The organism is Nocardiopsis sp. YSL2 (assembly GCF_030555055.1).
Lineage (GTDB): Bacteria > Actinomycetota > Actinomycetes > Streptosporangiales > Streptosporangiaceae > Nocardiopsis.
In genome coordinates this window covers 3,949,319-3,965,616 of the sequence record NZ_JAMOAO010000001.1, presented here as the reverse complement: position 1 = coordinate 3,965,616, position 16,298 = coordinate 3,949,319, and the positions used below count along the sequence as shown (strand labels likewise).

16 protein-coding genes and 1 tRNA gene are annotated in these 16,298 nt (G+C 70.6%); 1 reads left to right on the top strand and 16 read right to left on the bottom strand.

Translation table 11 applies throughout. From position 1 onward, the window contains the following. Nucleotides 1-7 precede the first annotated feature (7 nt). The 16 genes from atpE to M1P99_RS17510 form a co-directional block, all read right to left on the bottom strand. Nucleotides 8-217: an ATP synthase F0 subunit C gene (gene atpE / locus M1P99_RS17585; protein ID WP_053618290.1), complete on the bottom strand. Its 210-nt coding sequence runs from the start codon at nucleotides 215-217 to the stop codon at nucleotides 8-10. Between the two features lie 106 nt (nucleotides 218-323). Beyond that, the gene (atpB, locus tag M1P99_RS17580) at nucleotides 324-1,178 is read right to left on the bottom strand and encodes a F0F1 ATP synthase subunit A (RefSeq protein WP_304453692.1); all 855 of its coding nucleotides are present in this window, start codon (nucleotides 1,176-1,178) and stop codon (nucleotides 324-326) included. Nucleotides 1,179-1,271: 93 nt separating this feature from the next. After that, entirely contained in the window at nucleotides 1,272-1,499 is a 228-nt protein-coding gene (locus tag M1P99_RS17575) for a hypothetical protein (RefSeq protein WP_304453691.1), read from the bottom strand. A 60-nt stretch (nucleotides 1,500-1,559) separates the two neighbouring features. Next, nucleotides 1,560-2,000, bottom strand: coding sequence for a hypothetical protein (locus tag M1P99_RS17570; RefSeq protein ID WP_304453690.1), 441 nt, complete (start codon nucleotides 1,998-2,000; stop codon nucleotides 1,560-1,562). A 215-nt stretch (nucleotides 2,001-2,215) separates the two neighbouring features. Continuing rightward, nucleotides 2,216-3,379 (bottom strand): glycosyltransferase family 4 protein, encoded by a 1,164-nt coding sequence (locus tag M1P99_RS17565; RefSeq protein WP_304453689.1) that lies wholly within the window; start codon nucleotides 3,377-3,379, stop codon nucleotides 2,216-2,218. Between the two features lie 12 nt (nucleotides 3,380-3,391). Beyond that, nucleotides 3,392-4,303 (bottom strand): L-threonylcarbamoyladenylate synthase, encoded by a 912-nt coding sequence (locus M1P99_RS17560; protein WP_304453688.1) that lies wholly within the window; start codon nucleotides 4,301-4,303, stop codon nucleotides 3,392-3,394. A 66-nt stretch (nucleotides 4,304-4,369) separates the two neighbouring features. Continuing rightward, the gene (gene prmC / locus M1P99_RS17555) at nucleotides 4,370-5,233 is read right to left on the bottom strand and encodes a peptide chain release factor N(5)-glutamine methyltransferase (protein WP_304453687.1); all 864 of its coding nucleotides are present in this window, start codon (nucleotides 5,231-5,233) and stop codon (nucleotides 4,370-4,372) included. Next, nucleotides 5,230-6,297, bottom strand: coding sequence for a peptide chain release factor 1 (gene prfA / locus M1P99_RS17550; RefSeq protein WP_304455736.1), 1,068 nt, complete (start codon nucleotides 6,295-6,297; stop codon nucleotides 5,230-5,232). The genes prmC and prfA overlap by 4 nt, the downstream gene beginning before the upstream one ends. Nucleotides 6,298-6,411: 114 nt before the next feature. Next, nucleotides 6,412-6,621: a 50S ribosomal protein L31 gene (rpmE, locus tag M1P99_RS17545; RefSeq protein WP_053618285.1), complete on the bottom strand. Its 210-nt coding sequence runs from the start codon at nucleotides 6,619-6,621 to the stop codon at nucleotides 6,412-6,414. 302 nt (nucleotides 6,622-6,923) lie between these two features. After that, a complete protein-coding gene (gene rho, locus M1P99_RS17540) occupies nucleotides 6,924-8,930 on the bottom strand; it encodes a transcription termination factor Rho (RefSeq protein ID WP_304453686.1) in 2,007 nt (668 codons plus the stop codon). Nucleotides 8,931-9,369: 439 nt separating this feature from the next. After that, nucleotides 9,370-10,308 (bottom strand): homoserine kinase, encoded by a 939-nt coding sequence (gene thrB, locus M1P99_RS17535; protein ID WP_304455735.1) that lies wholly within the window; start codon nucleotides 10,306-10,308, stop codon nucleotides 9,370-9,372. Between the two features lie 125 nt (nucleotides 10,309-10,433). After that, nucleotides 10,434-11,492: a threonine synthase gene (gene thrC, locus M1P99_RS17530; protein ID WP_304455734.1), complete on the bottom strand. Its 1,059-nt coding sequence runs from the start codon at nucleotides 11,490-11,492 to the stop codon at nucleotides 10,434-10,436. A gap of 170 nt (nucleotides 11,493-11,662) precedes the next feature. Continuing rightward, nucleotides 11,663-12,949 carry a homoserine dehydrogenase gene (locus M1P99_RS17525; protein WP_304453685.1) on the bottom strand — a complete coding sequence of 429 codons (1,287 nt, stop codon included), beginning with the start codon at nucleotides 12,947-12,949 and terminating at the stop codon, nucleotides 11,663-11,665. Nucleotides 12,950-13,015: 66 nt separating this feature from the next. After that, nucleotides 13,016-14,401, bottom strand: a complete 1,386-nt coding sequence (gene lysA, locus M1P99_RS17520; RefSeq protein WP_304453684.1) for a diaminopimelate decarboxylase — start codon at nucleotides 14,399-14,401, stop codon at nucleotides 13,016-13,018. Between the two features lie 121 nt (nucleotides 14,402-14,522). Further along, nucleotides 14,523-15,611: a DALR anticodon-binding domain-containing protein gene (locus M1P99_RS17515; protein ID WP_304453683.1), complete on the bottom strand. Its 1,089-nt coding sequence runs from the start codon at nucleotides 15,609-15,611 to the stop codon at nucleotides 14,523-14,525. Beyond that, complete coding sequence (locus M1P99_RS17510) at nucleotides 15,608-16,000, bottom strand: response regulator transcription factor (RefSeq protein ID WP_304453682.1); 393 nt, start codon at nucleotides 15,998-16,000, stop codon at nucleotides 15,608-15,610. The genes M1P99_RS17515 and M1P99_RS17510 overlap by 4 nt, the downstream gene beginning before the upstream one ends. A 130-nt stretch (nucleotides 16,001-16,130) precedes the next feature. On the opposite strand from M1P99_RS17510, the gene M1P99_RS17505 reads away from it, so the two are divergent. After that, nucleotides 16,131-16,202 (top strand) — tRNA-Arg (locus tag M1P99_RS17505). The last annotated feature ends 96 nt before the right edge of the window (nucleotides 16,203-16,298 follow it).

The following is a 16,298-nucleotide window of genomic DNA, read 5'->3' as shown; positions in this document are numbered from 1 at the left end:
CTTGCGACTAGACGGCGAACGCGAGAACGAAGCCGAGAATGGCCAGCGCCTCGATGACCGCGAAGCCGAAGATCATCTGGCCCTGGAGGATGCCGCGGGCCTCGGGCTGACGGGCGATCGCCTGGACGCCCATGCCGAAGACGAGACCGACGCCGATGCCGGGGCCGATGGCGGCGAGACCGTAACCGATGGAGTTCAGGCTGCCAGCGATTTCCATTTGATATTCCCTTTACTACACGCCGACGATCATGGTCGATGCCGGACTGACGAGATGAATTGAACGGGGTCGTGCATACGCGACTGAGTCGGCCGGAGGCCGCACCCTAGTGCGCGCCCTCCAGGGCCTCACCCAGGTAGATGGAGGACAGGAGGACGAAAACGTAGGCCTGCACCGCCATGATGAACAGCTCGAAGCCCGTGAAGACCAGGAAGCCGAGCAGGGCCATGGCGGAGTAGCCGACCGAGATCGCGCCGAAGCCGGCACCCATCTCGGAGAGCGGGTTGAACATGTAGAAGCCGGCCGCGGCGAACAGTGCCAGGAGCAGGTGCCCGGCGAACATGGTCGCGAACAGACGGATCATGTGCGTGGCCGGTCGAATGATGAAGTTCGACAGTGCCTCGATCGGAACGACGATGGGCAGGATCCACAGAGGGACACCACTGGGGATCAGTCGTGCCTTGAAGTGTCCGGCCGCGCCGTGGCGGCGGATGCCCACGATGTTCCAGAGCAGGAAGATGAAGATGGCCAGGACCGCGGGGAAGGCCAGGTTGGAGGTCACCGGCAGCTGGAGGCCGGGGATGAGACCCATGACGTTCATCGAGAAGATGAAGATGAACAGGGTCACCATCAGGGGGAGGAACTTGTCCCCCTCCTTGCCGATCGCGGTCCGGGTGACCTGGTCGCGCAGGAAGGTGACCAGCAGTTCGGCCACACTCTGACCGCGGCTGGGGACGACCTTGGACTTGCGCGTGGTGAAGTACCAGAAAGCCGCGGCGATCAGCAGTGCGACGACCGCGACGAGGTAGTACTTGTTCAGGCCGGAGGTACCGGGAAGGCCGAAGTCGAGCCACGGCGTGGGGAAGAAGAGGCTGACACTCGGAGCCTCGAAACCACAACCGTCGCCGAAAATCTTGCAGCTTGATTCGGACGCCGCGACGACGCTCACGTCAGCACCCACGGCGATCCCTTTCGTCGTGACGCAACTCAATCCTCGATGTTGTGTTCAGTGCGGTTCCGCGCTCGACGCGGGCGAACGCAGCTGGATGTTCGGTCAGGACCGGACGTGCTGGGTGTAGATGAGGTAGATCGACCCGACAAAGCCGAGCCCCAGACCGATGGGCAGGAACAGGGCGGAGAATCCCAGGAACTGATCCGCGACCCAGCCCACGCCGCCCCAGAAGGCGAGGCCCCCCAGCAGATACGAGACGAGAGTGATCCCGTTGGCGCTCGACGGCTCCGTGTCGGAAGCGGCGTCCTTCGCGCTTCGGTGCTCGTTCATCTCGCTCCGGAAGATAGCAGTAGGTCAGAAGGCCGTGCACACCGCCCCGCCAACGCGGGCTCACCGGTGTGCCTCACTGTCCTCGGTGACCGGCGCGTCGTCTTCGCTCGCGGGGACGATCGTCGGCTGCTTGCTCCGCTTCACCGCGACCGCTTGCGCGGCCAGCCACGTGATGATGCAGGCCAGAGCCGTCCAGACGAAGACGTCGGTGTCCAGAGCCGTCGTTCCCTTGAACATGAGGAGGATGACGAAGAGGATGCCGAGCTTCGTCGTGTAGACCAGGAACGCCACCGGGAGCAGCAGCTCCGGTCGGCGGCCGCCGGTCCACGAGATGACGAAGGCGGAGACGGCGAAGGCACCGATGACCAACCCAACCCCGAAGAGCCCGCCGTACACTCCCTGGAGTCCAGAGAGAGCGAAGCCGACGATCATGGCGACCACGCCGACGACGGCCGTCGGAAGCGCGGCGCCGCGGAGAATCCGGGCGTCGTGTTCCTGCATGCGAGAGCTCCGTGGGGTTCAGTGGGTACCTGCTCGTGAAAGCTATCACAAGGTTTTTGGTGCCATATCCCAGGGTTCCTTAACGAGACCTTAACGCTCCCCGAAGGCGCCGCTCCAGGCGGCTTCCGCCGCGATTGTCGCCTTGGCCACATTCGTCCCGACGGTGATCTTGCAGGTCAGACGTGTCCGCTTCGGCACCGGCCGTCACCGCTCGTTCAGGCATCAGATGACGAATCGTGATCTGCCGTCGCCCGTGCCGTGTCCCGCCGGTCCCAAGGGAGCAGACCGCGACGACGCAGTCGGGGCAGGGCGATGAGCCCCACCGCGCACACCCCGACCAGCGCGGTCACCGTCAGGACGATCACCGGGGAGTCGAAGACCGACAGCGACACCGCGGCGAAGGCCACGATCCCCGCCCACAGGTACATCAGCAGCACCGCGCGCACGTGGCTGTGCCCCATGTCGAGCAGCCGGTGGTGCAGGTGCCCGCGGTCGGGCGCGAACGGGGACTTCCCGGCCAGGAGCCGGCGCAGCACGGCGAGCACGAGGTCGGCCAGCGGCAGCGCGATGACCAGCAGCGGCAGGGCCACGGGCAGGAACACCACGAGGCCGGAGCTGAACCCCTCCCGCGCCGTGTTGGCGTCGAACTGACCGGTCACGGTGATGGTGATGGAGGTCAGCAGCAGGCCCAACAGCATCGACCCGGTGTCGCCCATGAACACGCGCGCGGGGTGGAAGTTGTGGAAGAGGAACCCGGCGCAGGTGCCCGCCAGGATGATCGCGATCATCGCCGGGTAGGACTGGCGGACGAAGCCCTGCTCCACCGCGACCACGTAGTAGTAGGCGAAGAACGCCGTGGACGAGATGCCGACGATGCCCGCGGCCAGGCCGTCCAGGCCGTCGGCGAAGTTGACCGCGTTGATGGTCACCACGATGAGCAGCACCGAGATCATCGCGCCCAGCCACGGGCCCAGGGAGAGCTGGGTGCCGGGCAGCGGCAGCCACAGCAGCTGCACGCCCTGGGCCACCAGGATGCCCGCGGCGGCGACCTGCCCGGCGAGCTTGCTCAGCGCGTCCATGCCCCAGCGGTCGTCGATGACGCCGATCACGGTGATGAGTCCGCCCGCCAGCAGCAGGCCGAGCCAGGTGTCGGCGACGAACACGTTCTGCAGGTGCGGGAGTTGCGCGGAGATCAGCAGCGCCGCCGCGAAACCGCCGTAGATGGCCAGGCCGCCCAGCCGCGGGATCGGTTCGGAGTGCACGTCGCGGTCGCGCACCGGCGGGGTGGCGCCGAAGGCGATCGCGAAGCGCCGGACGATCGGCACGAGCAGATAGGTCACCGCGGCCGCGATGACGAAGGTGAGCGCGTACTCCCGCACCGCTGGGCCCCTCTAGTTGTCGGAACGTTCGCCGTTCGGGGCCTGCCCTGCCGCGTCCTGGTCCCCGCGGCCGTCGGCGTCGCCCTCGGGGCCGACGGGCGCCGAGCCGGGGGAAGCCGACTCCGCGGAGGCGGTCTCCTCGGCGCTGGGCTCGCTGGTCCCGGGCTGTTCGGCCGCGGCCCGGGGCTCGGCCCCGGCGGCCGCCGCGTCGGCCGTCTCGGCCTCGGCTCCGGACTCCTCGGACTCCACCGGCTTGGGCTTGGTCCGGCCCTTGCGCAGTTCGCCGATGACCGTACCGCACACACCGCGCAGCTGCTCGATGGAGATCGCGCCGGCACGCAGCACGCGCGGGACCGCGTAGGTGAGGTCCACGATCGTGGAGGCCACGGGGGCCTCGCTCTCACCGCCGTCCAGGTAGACCGCGATGTCCTGGTCCCCGAGCTGCTCCAGGGCCTCCTCCATGGTGGCCGCCGCGGGCTGCCCGGACTTGTTCGCGCTGCTCACCGCCATCGGCCCCACCTCCTTGAGCAGCTCCAGGGCGACGGGGTCCATCGGCATGCGCACGGCCACGGTGCCCTTGGTGTCGCCGAGGTCCCAGGACAGGCTCGGGGTCGCGGTGCACACGAGGGTCAGCGGACCGGGCCAGAACTCCTCCATCAGGTCCCGGCCGTGCGTGCCCAGGTCGTCGATGAGCGCGGTGGCCGCGCGCATGGACCCGACCAGCACCGGCGGCGGCATCTCCCGGCCGCGGCCCTTGGCGGCCAACAGGTCGGCCACCGCCTTGGGGCTGAAGGCGTCGGTCCCGATGCCGTACACGGTGTCCGTGGGAAGAACCACGAGCTCACCCTTGCGTACCGCGGACGCGGCGTCGACGATGCCGTCCTTGCGGGCCGTCTCGTCCGCGCAGTCGTAGATGCGGCTCACCTAGAACTCCTTGTGTGGAAACCCGGTACAGGTCCGGGAGGAAACGTGTCCCCGGCCCGTGGCACGTCAGCCGTCCCCGTCGGCGCGGCGCATGACCACGAAGCGGTCGCGCCGGGCCATGTCCTTGCGGTTGAGGACGTCGCGCCAGCCCTGGTCCTCGGGGAACAGCCGGGGGATGTCGATGCCCTGCCCGTCGTGGTGCTCGACCGCCATGGCACCGCCGGGACGCAGCAGCCTGCGGCCGACGGCCTCCAGGTCGCGGATCATGTCGAGCCCGTCCTCACCCGACCAGAGCGCGGGCGCGGGGTCGTAGTCGCGGACCTCCGGCGGGATCGCCCCGGCCTCGCGGGTGGGGACGTAGGGCGGATTGCTGATGAGCAGGTCGACGCGTCCGTTGAGCTCGGGCAGGGCGGTGCGCAGGTCGCCCTGATGGGCGGTGACCCGGTCGGCGTGGCCGCTGGAGTCGATGTTGCGGCGGGCCCAGGCCAGCGCTCCGGGGTCGATCTCGACGGTGTGCACGCGCGAGCGCGGCACCTCCTGGGCGATGGAGATGGCGATGGCCCCCGAACCGGCGCCGAGATCGACGACCAGCGGGTCGGCCACGTCCATGGCGCGCAGGGTCTCGATCGCCCAGTCGACCATGATCTCGGTCTCCGGCCGCGGCACGAACACTCCGGGGCCGACCTGGAGTTCCAGGTACCGGAAGTAGGCGCGGCCGGTGATGTGCTGGAGGGGCTCGCGTGCTTCCCTGCGGGCCACGCACTCCCAGTAGCGGGCGTCGAAGTCGCCGTCGCCGACCGAGTGCAGCTCCCCTCGACGGACACCGTGCACGAACGCCGCGAGCTCCTCGGCGTCCGTCCGGGGCGATGCCACTCCGGCCTCCGCGAGCCTCAGTGTGGCGCGGGCGACCTCGTCGAGCAGGAAGTTCATGATTGAGCTGCTTCGAGCCTCTCCTTGGTGTCCGCGTCCACCAGGGCCTTGACGACTCCGCTCAGGTCCCCGTCGAGGACCTGGTCGAGGTTGTAGGCCTTGTAGCCGACCCGGTGGTCGGAGATGCGGTTCTCCGGGAAATTGTAGGTGCGCACGCGCTCGGACCGGTCCACGGTGCGGACCTGGCTCTTGCGCTCGGCGGCGGCCTCGGCGTCCGCGCTGGCCTGGGCCTCGGCGTAGATGCGGGCGCGCAGGATGCGCATCGCCTGCTCCTTGTTCTGGAGCTGGCTCTTCTCGTTCTGGCACGAGGCGACGATGCCGGTCGGCAGGTGCGTGATGCGGACCGCGGAGTCGGTGGTGTTGACGGACTGTCCACCGGGCCCGGAGGAGCGGTAGACGTCGATCCGCAGGTCCTTGTCCTGGATCGCGACCTCGATCTCCTCGGCCTCGGGGACCACCAGGACGCCCGCCGCGGAGGTGTGGATGCGGCCCTGGGACTCGGTGACGGGGACACGCTGCACACGGTGCACGCCGCCCTCGAACTTGAGCTGGGGCCACACGCCGGAACCGGGCTCGGGGGTGCCACGGTTCTTGAAGGCGATGGTGATGTCCTTGTAGCCGCCGAGGTCGGAGTGGGTGGCGTCGATGATCTCGGTCTTCCACCCCTGGCGCTCGGCGAAGCGCAGGTACATGCGCACGAGGTCGCCCGCGAAGAGCGCGGACTCCTCACCGCCCTCTCCGGCCTTGACCTCCATGATGAGGTTCTTGTCGTCGGAGGGGTCGCGGGGGACCAGCAGGACGCGCAGGCGCTCGGTGAGCTGTTCGGCCTCGATGGTCAGGCGGTCGGCCTCCTCTGCGAACGAGGAGTCCTCGGCGGCGAGCTCGCGCGCGGCCTCGATGTCGCTCTCGACCTCCCGGAGCGCGCGATAGGACTCGATGATGGGCGTGAGCTGGGAGTAGCGCTTACCCAGTGTCCGAGCCTTGCCCTGGTCAGCGTGCACCTCGGGGTCGGCGAGCTGTTGTTCCAGCTCGTAGTACTCCCCCAGGAGGTCGTCCAGCTTCAGTTCTGCCACATCTGCCGCCTTGTTCGCTTGCCTGCCCTGTGTCTCGCCCCGTGCGGGGCCGATCCGGTCCCCGTGGCGCCGACGCGGTCGGCGCCACGGGGGCAGCGGGCGGCGCTACTTGCGCTTGCCGAAGCGCTTCTCGAAGCGGGCGACGCGGCCACCGGTGTCCATGATCTTCTGCTTGCCGGTGTAGAAGGGGTGGCACTCGGAGCACACGTCGGCGCGCAGCTTGCCCTCGGTGATCGTGCTGCGGGTGATGAAGTGGGCCCCGCAGGTGCAGGTCACCTCGGTCGCCACGTACTCGGGGTGGATGTCGGCCTTCATGTGCTTCTCCTTGCTTGGGCGGCCGCCGGACGCATGCCGCGCGCACCACCACCGGTCGGGTGGTGCGATCGCTTGCGGACACGCGCGAACCGGTGCCGCGCTGTTCCAGGTGGTGGGGCCGGCGGGCCGTCCCCTCGCGGGGAGGCAGGCCGAGTCCCTGCTACCAGTTTGCCAGACCGACAACCATGCCGGGACCAGTCCCTATTCCCACCGCCGTCGGTGGACGCCCGCCCCGGACGGGCGGGAGCACGCGTGACGGCCCCCTCCCCGGTTCGGGAAGGGGGCCGTCGACGGACTGCGGGCTAGCGGTCGCGCTCGGGCCCGACGGTCGTCTGCTGGATCTGCATCAGGAACTCCGCGTTGCTCTTGGACTCACGCATCTTGTCCAGGAGCAGCTCGATGGCCTGTTGGGTGTCCAGGGCGTGCAGCACCCGGCGGAGCTTCCAGACGACGGCCAGCTCCTCGCGCGACATCAGGATCTCCTCCTTACGGGTGCTGGACGCGTCCACGTCCACGGCCGGGAAGATCCGCTTGTCGGCCAGGCTCCGGTTGAGCTTGAGCTCCATGTTGCCGGTGCCCTTGAACTCCTCGAAGATCACCTCGTCGGCACGGGAGCCGGTCTCCACCAGCGCCGTCGCCAGGATGGTCAGCGAGCCGCCGCCCTCGATGTTGCGGGCCGCGCCGAAGAAGCGCTTGGGCGGGTACAGCGCCGTGGAGTCCACACCACCGGACATGATGCGCCCGCTGGCCGGAGCGGCCAGGTTGTAGGCGCGGCCCAGGCGGGTGATCGAGTCCAGCAGGACGACGACGTCCATGCCCATCTCCACGAGGCGCTTGGCCCGCTCGATGGCCAGGTCGGCGACGACCGTGTGGTCCTCGGCCGGACGGTCGAAGGTCGAGTGGATGACCTCGCCCTTGACCGTGCGCTGCATGTCGGTGACTTCCTCGGGCCGTTCGTCGACCAGGATCACCATCAGGTAGCACTCGGGGTTGTTCTCGGTGATCGCGTTGGCGATCGACTGCATCACCATCGTCTTGCCGGCCTTGGGCGGCGAGACGATGAGACCGCGCTGGCCCTTGCCGATAGGCGCGACGAGGTCGATGATGCGGGTGGTGAGGATGCCCGGCTCGGTCTCCAGGCGCAGGCGCTCCTGCGGGTACAGGGGAACGAGCTTGGAGAACTCCTGGCGGCCCTTGGCCTGGTCCGGCGACATGCCGTTGACCGAGTCCAGCCGCACCAGGGCGTTGAACTTCTCCTTGCGCTCGCCCTCCTTGGGCTGGCGGACCGCACCGATGATGTGGTCGCCCTTGCGCAGGCCGTGCTTGCGCACCTGGGCGAGCGAGACGTAGACGTCGCTCTGCCCGGGCAGGTAGCCGGTGGTGCGCACGAAGGCGTAGTTGTCCAGGATGTCGAGGATCCCCGCGACCGGCAGCAGGACGTCGTCCTCACCGATCACCGGCTCCGGCTCCTGGCCGCCGCCTCCGCGCCCGCGCCGGTCACGACGGTCGCGACGCCGTCCGCGGCGGCGTCCGCCGCCGAAGTCGTCATCGTCGCTGGGGCCGCCTCCGCCGCGGCCCTGGTTCTGGCCGCCGCCCTGCTGGCCGCCGGAGGAGCTTTGCTGGTCGTCACCACCCCGGTTGCGGTTGCGACGGTTGCGCTGGCGCTCTCGACCCTGCCCGGACCTGGTGTCACGGTCCTCGGAGGTGTCGGGGCCGTTCTTCTGGGGGGTGCTGGATGTCTTGGTCACGCTGCTCGCGGTGGTAGAGGAGTCGGTGCCGTCCACCGATCGGGCCTTCTCGCCGGACTCGTCGCCGCGCCTGCGGGACGACCGACGGTTGCGGGGCGGCTTGTCGCCCCGCGCGCCCTGGGAGTCGGTCACGGCCTGGTCCGACGGACGCTCGTCCGCGCGCTTGCGCGGCGCTTCGTCCGTGCCCGACGTGTCGGGGGTACGAGCCTCGGTCTGGCCGTCGGTTTCCTCGACCTTACCGGTCTTGGGCGCCGCGTCGGCTTTCTTTGGGGATTTGGCCTTGGCCGGAGCCCCGGCGGGGCCTCCCCCCTTGGCCTCGATCGCCGCGATCACGTCGCTCTTGCGCATGCGCCCCGTACCGGTGATGCCCAGGCTCGACGCGAGCTTTTGCAGCTCGGGGAGCTTCAGCGCCGCGAGCCCGGTACCGCGCGACGCGGCGCGGGACCGCGACGGCGCCGACGCACCAGTTGGCGCGGCATCGCCAGCCTCCGCCGCGGAAGCGTCGGTGGTGGCTTTGCTGTCGACCGCCGCGTCCGTGTGGAGTTCGGTGGTGTCGCTCACTAAGGGTCCTTCCCAAGGAGCGGGCTTCGGCCGTCAGCTTCTGCTGGAGCGGCCGGCCCGATGGTGCGAACCGGCAGGCAGCCGGGTAGGGCGTGCCCCACGTGGATGTCGGAAACCGGCGGTAGACGGTCCCCTACCCAATCGCGGCGGGCTCTGGGTACAGCCAGACGTCGGGGCGGATGGCTCGGTGGTGTTGCCGGTCAACCCTGGTGGCACGCTCATCCGGGGAGAAGCGCACTGGGGAGACATTGGCACAGTCGCGGGGAAACCGCTGACTCGACACAGTGGCCGCCGCTTCCGGAAGGTCGTGAGAACGGACCACCGGAGTATGGGACGCGGAAGCCGCTGTGGCGGATGAGCACTTGCCCCGCAACGGGGCATCTGGTGCTTCACCTAGCCTAACATCACCAGAGGCCACGGCTATTCCTCGACACAGGTGCTACGAATGGGGAGATGGGGTCCGCACCCCCGCCGGCTCAACGAGCAGGGGGCGTATGTCCCAATCATTACCCGTCCTGCGACTGATCGAATCAATCTGCTGGACGATTTCCGGCGATTCCTCACTCGCGATTCCCTCGCCCACCGTGCAGAGCACCAGCACCGTGGGCCCCGCCCCGGAGACCACCGCGGGCAGACCCTCCCGTTCGCGCAGGTCACGAACCAGTTCCAGGGTCCTGGGCATCGCGGGGGCCCGGTAGGACTCGTGTAGCCGATCCTCGGTGGCCGCGTACAGGTCCGCGACATGGCCACAAACGGCCGCGGTGAGCAGTGCGGCGCGCCCGGCGGTGAAGGCCGCGTCCCCGTGGGGGACGGTCTCCGGGAGGAGCCCGCGGGCCCGCTCGGTGGACAGCCGCCACTCGGGCACGCACAGCACCGGCAGGACGCGCGGGTCGGGCGTGAGCGAGACCGCGCCCCACCGGTCGCCGTCGCGGTAGGCCACCGTGTAGCCGCCGAACACGCACGGGGCGACGTTGTCGGGGTGGCCCTCGATGTCCGCGGCGATCTGGTAGATCCCGTCGCGGTCAGGTCCGCCGTCGGGCCCCGTCCGGCCCAGCAGGGCGCTGGCGGCGGCGACGCCGCCCACGATCGCCGAGGAGGACGAGCCGAGGCCCCGGGCGTGCGGCACCCTGTTGACGCAGACGAGGTCGAGGCCGGGGAGCTTCTCCCCCGCCCGTTCGAAGGTCTCGCGCATCGCACGCACCACGAGGTGGCGCCGGTCCAGCGGGACCTCTCCGGCGCCCTCCCCCGCGACCTCGACGCGCAGGTCGTCGTCCTCGCGCCGACGGACGTCGAACTCGTTGTCCAGCCGCAGCGCCAGGCCCAGGGCGTCGAAGCCCGGACCGAGGTTGGCGCTGGTGGCCGGCGCGCGGACGACCACCCTGGTGGGTCGTGTTGGGTTCACTTCGTCCTTTCAGAGCCGGTGCCCGCGGAGCGAAGCGAAGCCGCAAGCACAGTGAGGGCGCCGGCCGGGCCGCAGGTTCCCGTGCTCAAGGCGCCCGGACCTCAGACGAGGTCGAGGGCCTTGGCCGCGGCCAGGGCGTCGACGGGGACGGTGGTGGCGGAGGAGGCCCCGGCCAGCGCCCAGTCGGGGTCCTTGAGGCCGTTGCCGGTGACGGTGCACACGACCCGGCTGCCGCGCTCGACCTGGCCGGCCTCGACGGCCTGGAGGAGTCCGGCGACACTGGCCGCGGAGGCCAGTTCGACGAAGACGCCCTCCTCGGCGGCGAGGAGCTTGTAGGCGGCCATGATCTGGCGGTCGGTGACCTTGTCGATGAGCCCGCCGGACTCGTCGCGGGCCTGTTCGGCCAGCTTCCACGAGGCCGGGTTGCCGATGCGGATAGCCGTGGCGATGGTGCTCGGGCTGGTGACGGGCGCCCCGTCGACGATCGGCGCGGAACCGCTGGCCTGGAAGCCGAGCATCCGGGGGCGGCGCGTGGAGACGCCGTCGTCGGCGTACTCGCCGTAGCCCATCCAGTACGCGGTGATGTTGCCCGCGTTGCCCACGGGGATGCAGTGGACGTCGGGGGCGTCGCCGAGGGCGTCGACGATCTCGAAGGCCGCGGTCTTCTGCCCCTGCAGGCGGTAGGGGTTGACCGAGTTCACCAGGGCGACGGGGTAGTCGACGCTGAGCTTGCGGGCCAGTTCCAGGCAGTCGTCGAAGTTGCCGTCGACCTGGAGCAGGCGCGCGCCGTGGACGAGGGCCTGGGCCAGCTTGCCCATGGCGATCTTGCCGCGGGGCACCAGCACCGCGCACGTCATGCCCGCTCGGATGGCGTAGGCGGCGGCGCTCGCGCTGGTGTTGCCGGTGGAAGCGCAGATGACCGCCTTGGCGCCGTCCTCGGCGGCCTTGGTGATGGCCATCGTCATCCCGCGGTCCTTGAAGGACCCGGTGGGGTTGAGGCCCTCCACCTTCAGGAACACCTCGCAGCCCGTCAGGGCGGAGACGCGCGTGGCAGGCAGCAGGGGCGTGCCGCCCTCCTGAAGGGTGACGACGGGGGTGTTCTCATTGACGGGAAGGCGGTCGCGGTACTCCTCGACGACCCCTCGCCAGGCCCGTGCCATGCTCACGACTGTGTCCTTTTCGGGTGAGATGCGGCTTCGCTTGACGCGCTGGAGTCGGTTGCGCCCGCCTCGCCGGCGGCGCCCCGACCTGCCACGAGTCTATGACCCCGTGGCGGGTATCTCGAATCCCGGCCCCCACGTCTCAAAATGTGAGAACGAGGGCCGGGGGCTCAGTCGGCGAAGGTCTCCACGCGCATCACGCTGGCGACCTCGCGGACCATGTCGTGGCCGCGCAGCCGCTCCACCGTGCTGCTGAGAGCGGAGTCCGGAGCCGGGTGGCTGACCAGGACCAGCTGGGCGTCGTCCCCGCTGCCCTCCTGGCGCACGTTCTTGATGGACACGCCGTGGTCGGCGAAGACCTCGGCGACCTTGGAGAGCACACCGGGGCGGTCCGCCACGTCCAGGGAGACGTGGTAGCTGGTGATGGTGTGGCCCATGTCGTGGACCGGCAGGCCCGTGTCGTGGGCGCCCTCGGCCACCGAGGTGTCGGCAATCCGGTTGCGCACCACGGCGACCAGGTCGCCCAGGACCGCGCTGGCGGTCGGCGTGCCCCCGGCGCCCGCGCCGTAGAACATCAGCCGGCCCGCCGACTCGGCCTCCACGAACACCGCGTTGTAGGCCTCCTTGACCCCGGCCAGTGGGTGCTCGACCGGCAGCATCACCGGGTGGACGCGCACGCCCACGGACTCCCCGTCCTGCGAGCGCTGGCAGATGGCCAGGAGCTTGACGACGCACCCCATGTCGCGCGCGCTGGCGATGTCGGCGGCCGACACCCCGGTGATGCCCTCGCGGTGCACGTCGGCCGCGGTGACCCGCTGGGTGTGGAAGGCCAGGCGGGCCAGGATCGCGGCTTTGGCCGCGGCGTCGAAGCCCTCGACGTCCGCGGTGGGGTCGGCCTCGGCGTAGCCCAGCGCCTGGGCCTCCTCCAGCGACTCGGTGAACCCGGCGCCGAGGGAGTCCATGCGGTCCAGGACGTAGTTCGTGGTGCCGTTGACGATGCCCAGCACCCGGTCGACCCGGTCCCCCGCCAGGGAGTCGCGCAACGGGCGCAGCAGCGGGATGGCGCCGGCCACCGCCGCCTCGTAGTACAGGTCCACCCCGGCGTCACGCGCCGCGGCGTGCAGCGTCTGGCCGTCCTCGGCCAGCAGCGCCTTGTTGGCGGTCACCACGGACTTGCCCGCCTTCATCGCGGCGAGCATCAGCGAGCGCGCCGGCTCGATGCCGCCGATCACCTCGACCACTACGTCGATGTCGGGGCGCGTCACCAGTCCCGTGGCGTCGGTGGTCAGCAGCGCCGGATCGACACCGCGGTCGCGGTCCATGCGCCGGACCGCGATCCCGCCGATCTCGATCGGCGTACCCACGCGCGCGGCCAGTTCCTCCGCCTGCTCGTTGACCAGGCGCACGACTTCCGAACCCACAACGCCGCATCCGAGCAGCGCCACCTTCATCGCCATTTGGGCGTGACTCCCAGTTCTCTCGTGTCCGACGGTCGCGCGGCGGTGCCGCGGGCGCCGGACGGTTCAGCCTACGTCGAGGCGGAGCAGGTCCTCCTCGGTCTCCCTGCGCACGATCACGCGTGCCTCGCCGCCGCGGACCGCGACCATGGCGGGCCGGGGCAGGTGGTTGTAGTTGCTCGCCATGGAGTAGCAGTAGGCGCCGGTCGCGGCGACGGCCACGAGGTCCCCGGGCCTGAGGTCGGCGGGCAGGTGGAGGTCGTGCACGATGATGTCGCCGCTCTCGCAGTGCTTGCCGACCAGGCGCGAGAGCATCGGCCCGGCGTCGCTCTCGCGCGAGACGAGACGGCCGGTGTACTCCGACCCGTACAGGGCGGTGCGGATGTTGTCGCTCATGCCGCCGTCGACGCTGACGTAGGTGCGGATGCCCTCGACGTCCTTGACGGTGCCGACCTCGTAGACGGTGATGCCCGCGGGCCCGGCGATCGCGCGGCCGGGCTCGACGGCCACGCGGGGCTGGGGCAGGCCCGACTCCTCGCACTCGCGGCGCACGATCGCGGTGAGGCTCTGGGCGATCGTCTTGGCGTCCAGGGGGTCGTCGCCGGAGGTGTAGGCGATACCGAGACCGCCTCCGAGGTCGAGCTCGGCCAGGGTGACGCCCTGGTCCTCGTGGACGCCCGCGAGGAAGCGGGTGACCCGCCGGGCGGCCACCTCGAAGCCGGAGGTGTCGAAGATCTGGGATCCGATGTGCGAGTGCAGGCCCACGAGGTCCAGATGCGGCGCGGCCAGGACCCGGCGGACGGCCTCGGCGGCGGCGCCGGTGCTCATCGCGAAGCCGAACTTCTGATCGTCGTGCGCGGTGGCGACGAACTCGTGGGTGTGCGCCTCCACACCGGTGGTGACGCGGATGAGGACCTTGGGCCGGCGGTCGAGTTCGGCCGCGACGCCCTCCAGGCGCTCGATCTCGTCGAGGGAGTCGATGATGATCCGGCCCACGCCGACCTCGACGGCCCGGCGCAGCTCCTGGGTGGACTTGTTGTTGCCGTGCATGCCGATGCGCTCGCCCGGGACCCCGGCGGCCAGGGCGACGGCCAGTTCGCCGCCCGAGCACACGTCCAGCTTCAGGCCCTCCTCCATGACCCAGCGGGCCACGGCCTTCGTCAGCAGTGCCTTGCCCGCGTAGTAGACGTCGGCCTCGGTGAAGGCGGTGCGGAAGTCGCGGGCCCGGCCGCGGAAGTCCTCCTCGTCCATGACGAAGAGGGGTGTCCCGTAGGTGCGGGCGAGGGTGGCGACGCCGACGCCGCCGACGGTGAGCTCACCGTCGTCCCGGCGGGACGTGGCGGGCCACACACGGGGGTCGAGGCCGTTGAGGTCCTCGGGCGGAAGCGGCGGATTGTCCTCGGGCAGGACCTCCGCGTGGCGGGATCCTGCCGGGTGGGCGTAGCGGCTCATAGCGGGCTTTCGACTGGGATACGGCGGTGTGGGTGTCGGCGGGCACCCGCACCCATTGTCCACCAACCCGATCGGAACTCAGGGGTTGGGTGCGGTGCGCCGGGATCCGGCACAGGTGTGTCTACAGCCTTGTGGGCGCTGACACTCCGAGCAGGAAGAGCCCGGTGCGAAGGACTCCGGCGACGGCGGGTGGTAGCGCCGGCTCCGGGACGGCCCGCTCAGGTGACGAGGAGGCGGCCGGACAGGTCCGCCACTCATCGTAGGCACTGGCCAGCGCTTCCAGGTATCTGACCAGGATATGCGGTTCCTCTCTGCGCGCGGCGGTGTCCAGGACGCTGGGGCCGTCGAAGAGGAGTCCGCGGGGGGCGGCGGTGTGCTCGGCGCAGGCGGCGTGGGGCACGGCCCCCTCCTCGGCCCAGCGCGACAGGCTGACCGCGTGGGCGTGGGCGTAGCGCAGCCGGAAGGCGGGATTGGCGTCGGTGAGCCGTACCCAGGCGCCCGGGCGGCCCTCGGAGGGCAGGACGGGCAGGTCGCCGCCGGTGGTCTCGGACTCGCGGGGGTGCTCCGGGATCGAGCGGCAGAACGCCACCCGGGCGCTCGCTTCCCCGACGGTGCCCAGGGCGCGCCCGGCGGGTGTGAGGAGATCGCCGGGGTCGCCGTCCAGGTAGGGGTCGCGCCAGCCGGAGGCGCCGTCGCCGGGGCCGGGGGGCGGTGCCGTCCCGCCCGTGGCCAGGGCGATGCGGTCGCGGGCGTCGGCGCGGGCCAGCCGCCGGGCCTGGGCGACGGGTCCGGCCTCGTGCAGGGCGGAGGAGGGCCAGGAGCCCTCGCCGTCCCAGGAGCGCCCGGTGAGGTAGTGGGGGGCGTCGGCCGCGGCGGCGGAGAGCAGGGCGTGGCGCTGGCCCTCCGTGAGGGTGACGTTGAGGAAGCCCCGGGCGTCGCCCAGCAGGTGGGCGAAGTCGCACCGGCCGTCGTCGCGCATGGCGGTCAGTTCGGCCGCGATGCGGCCGCAGACCAGCAGTCGGGGGTCGCCGCGGCCGGGCAGGCGGTCGCGCACGGTCGAGACCAGGCGCGGCGGAAGCGCGGTGGCGGCGTCGGCCCCCCGGTCCGCGTGGTCGTGGCGCGGCCACACGAACGGGATCTCGGCCGGATCGAGTCCGAGCGCGCGGGAGGCAGCCTCACGGGCGAGCGCTTCCAGGCCCCAGGGTGTCACCGCTGTCCCCCCTCGGCGGCGATGAGCTCGCGGATGGTGTCGATGAGGACGTCGGGATCGAAGGGCTTGGTGAGGTAGGCGTCGACCCCGATGCCATCACCGCGGCGGTGGTCCTCCTCCTGTGCGCGTGCCGTGACCAGGATGAGCACGCGCCGGGGCGCGGCGTGGTCCTCGCGCAGGCGCTCCGCGGTGGTCCAGCCGTCCAGGCGCGGCATCATCACGTCGAGCGTGACGACGTGGGGGTCGATGTATCCGACGCGGTCCAGGCAGTCCTGCCCGTCCACGGCGGTGAAGACCTCGAACCCCTCCAGTTCGAGGTTGAGGCGGATCAGTTCCCGGATCACCTCGTCGTCCTCGACGACGAGAACCCGTGTGGGTAGGGCGTTCACGGGCGCGACACTACCGTCGCGCGGTGACACCGCACCACCGGATCGGTCGCATCCGACCGGGTGCGCCCGGCGCGCCCCAAACGAGTGGACGAACCGCCCGAGGCCCCTGCTACAGTTGTTCTCGCAGCACGCCCCCTTAGCTCAGGGGATAGAGCATCGGCCTCCGGAGCCGGGTGCGCAGGTTCGAATCCTGCAGGGGGCACAGCGCGACAAGGGCAGGGCACCGACACGGTCGGGGCACCTGCCCTTCGTCATGTCCGGACGCCGAAGCGATCCCGTCCACCGGAACCGCAGAGGG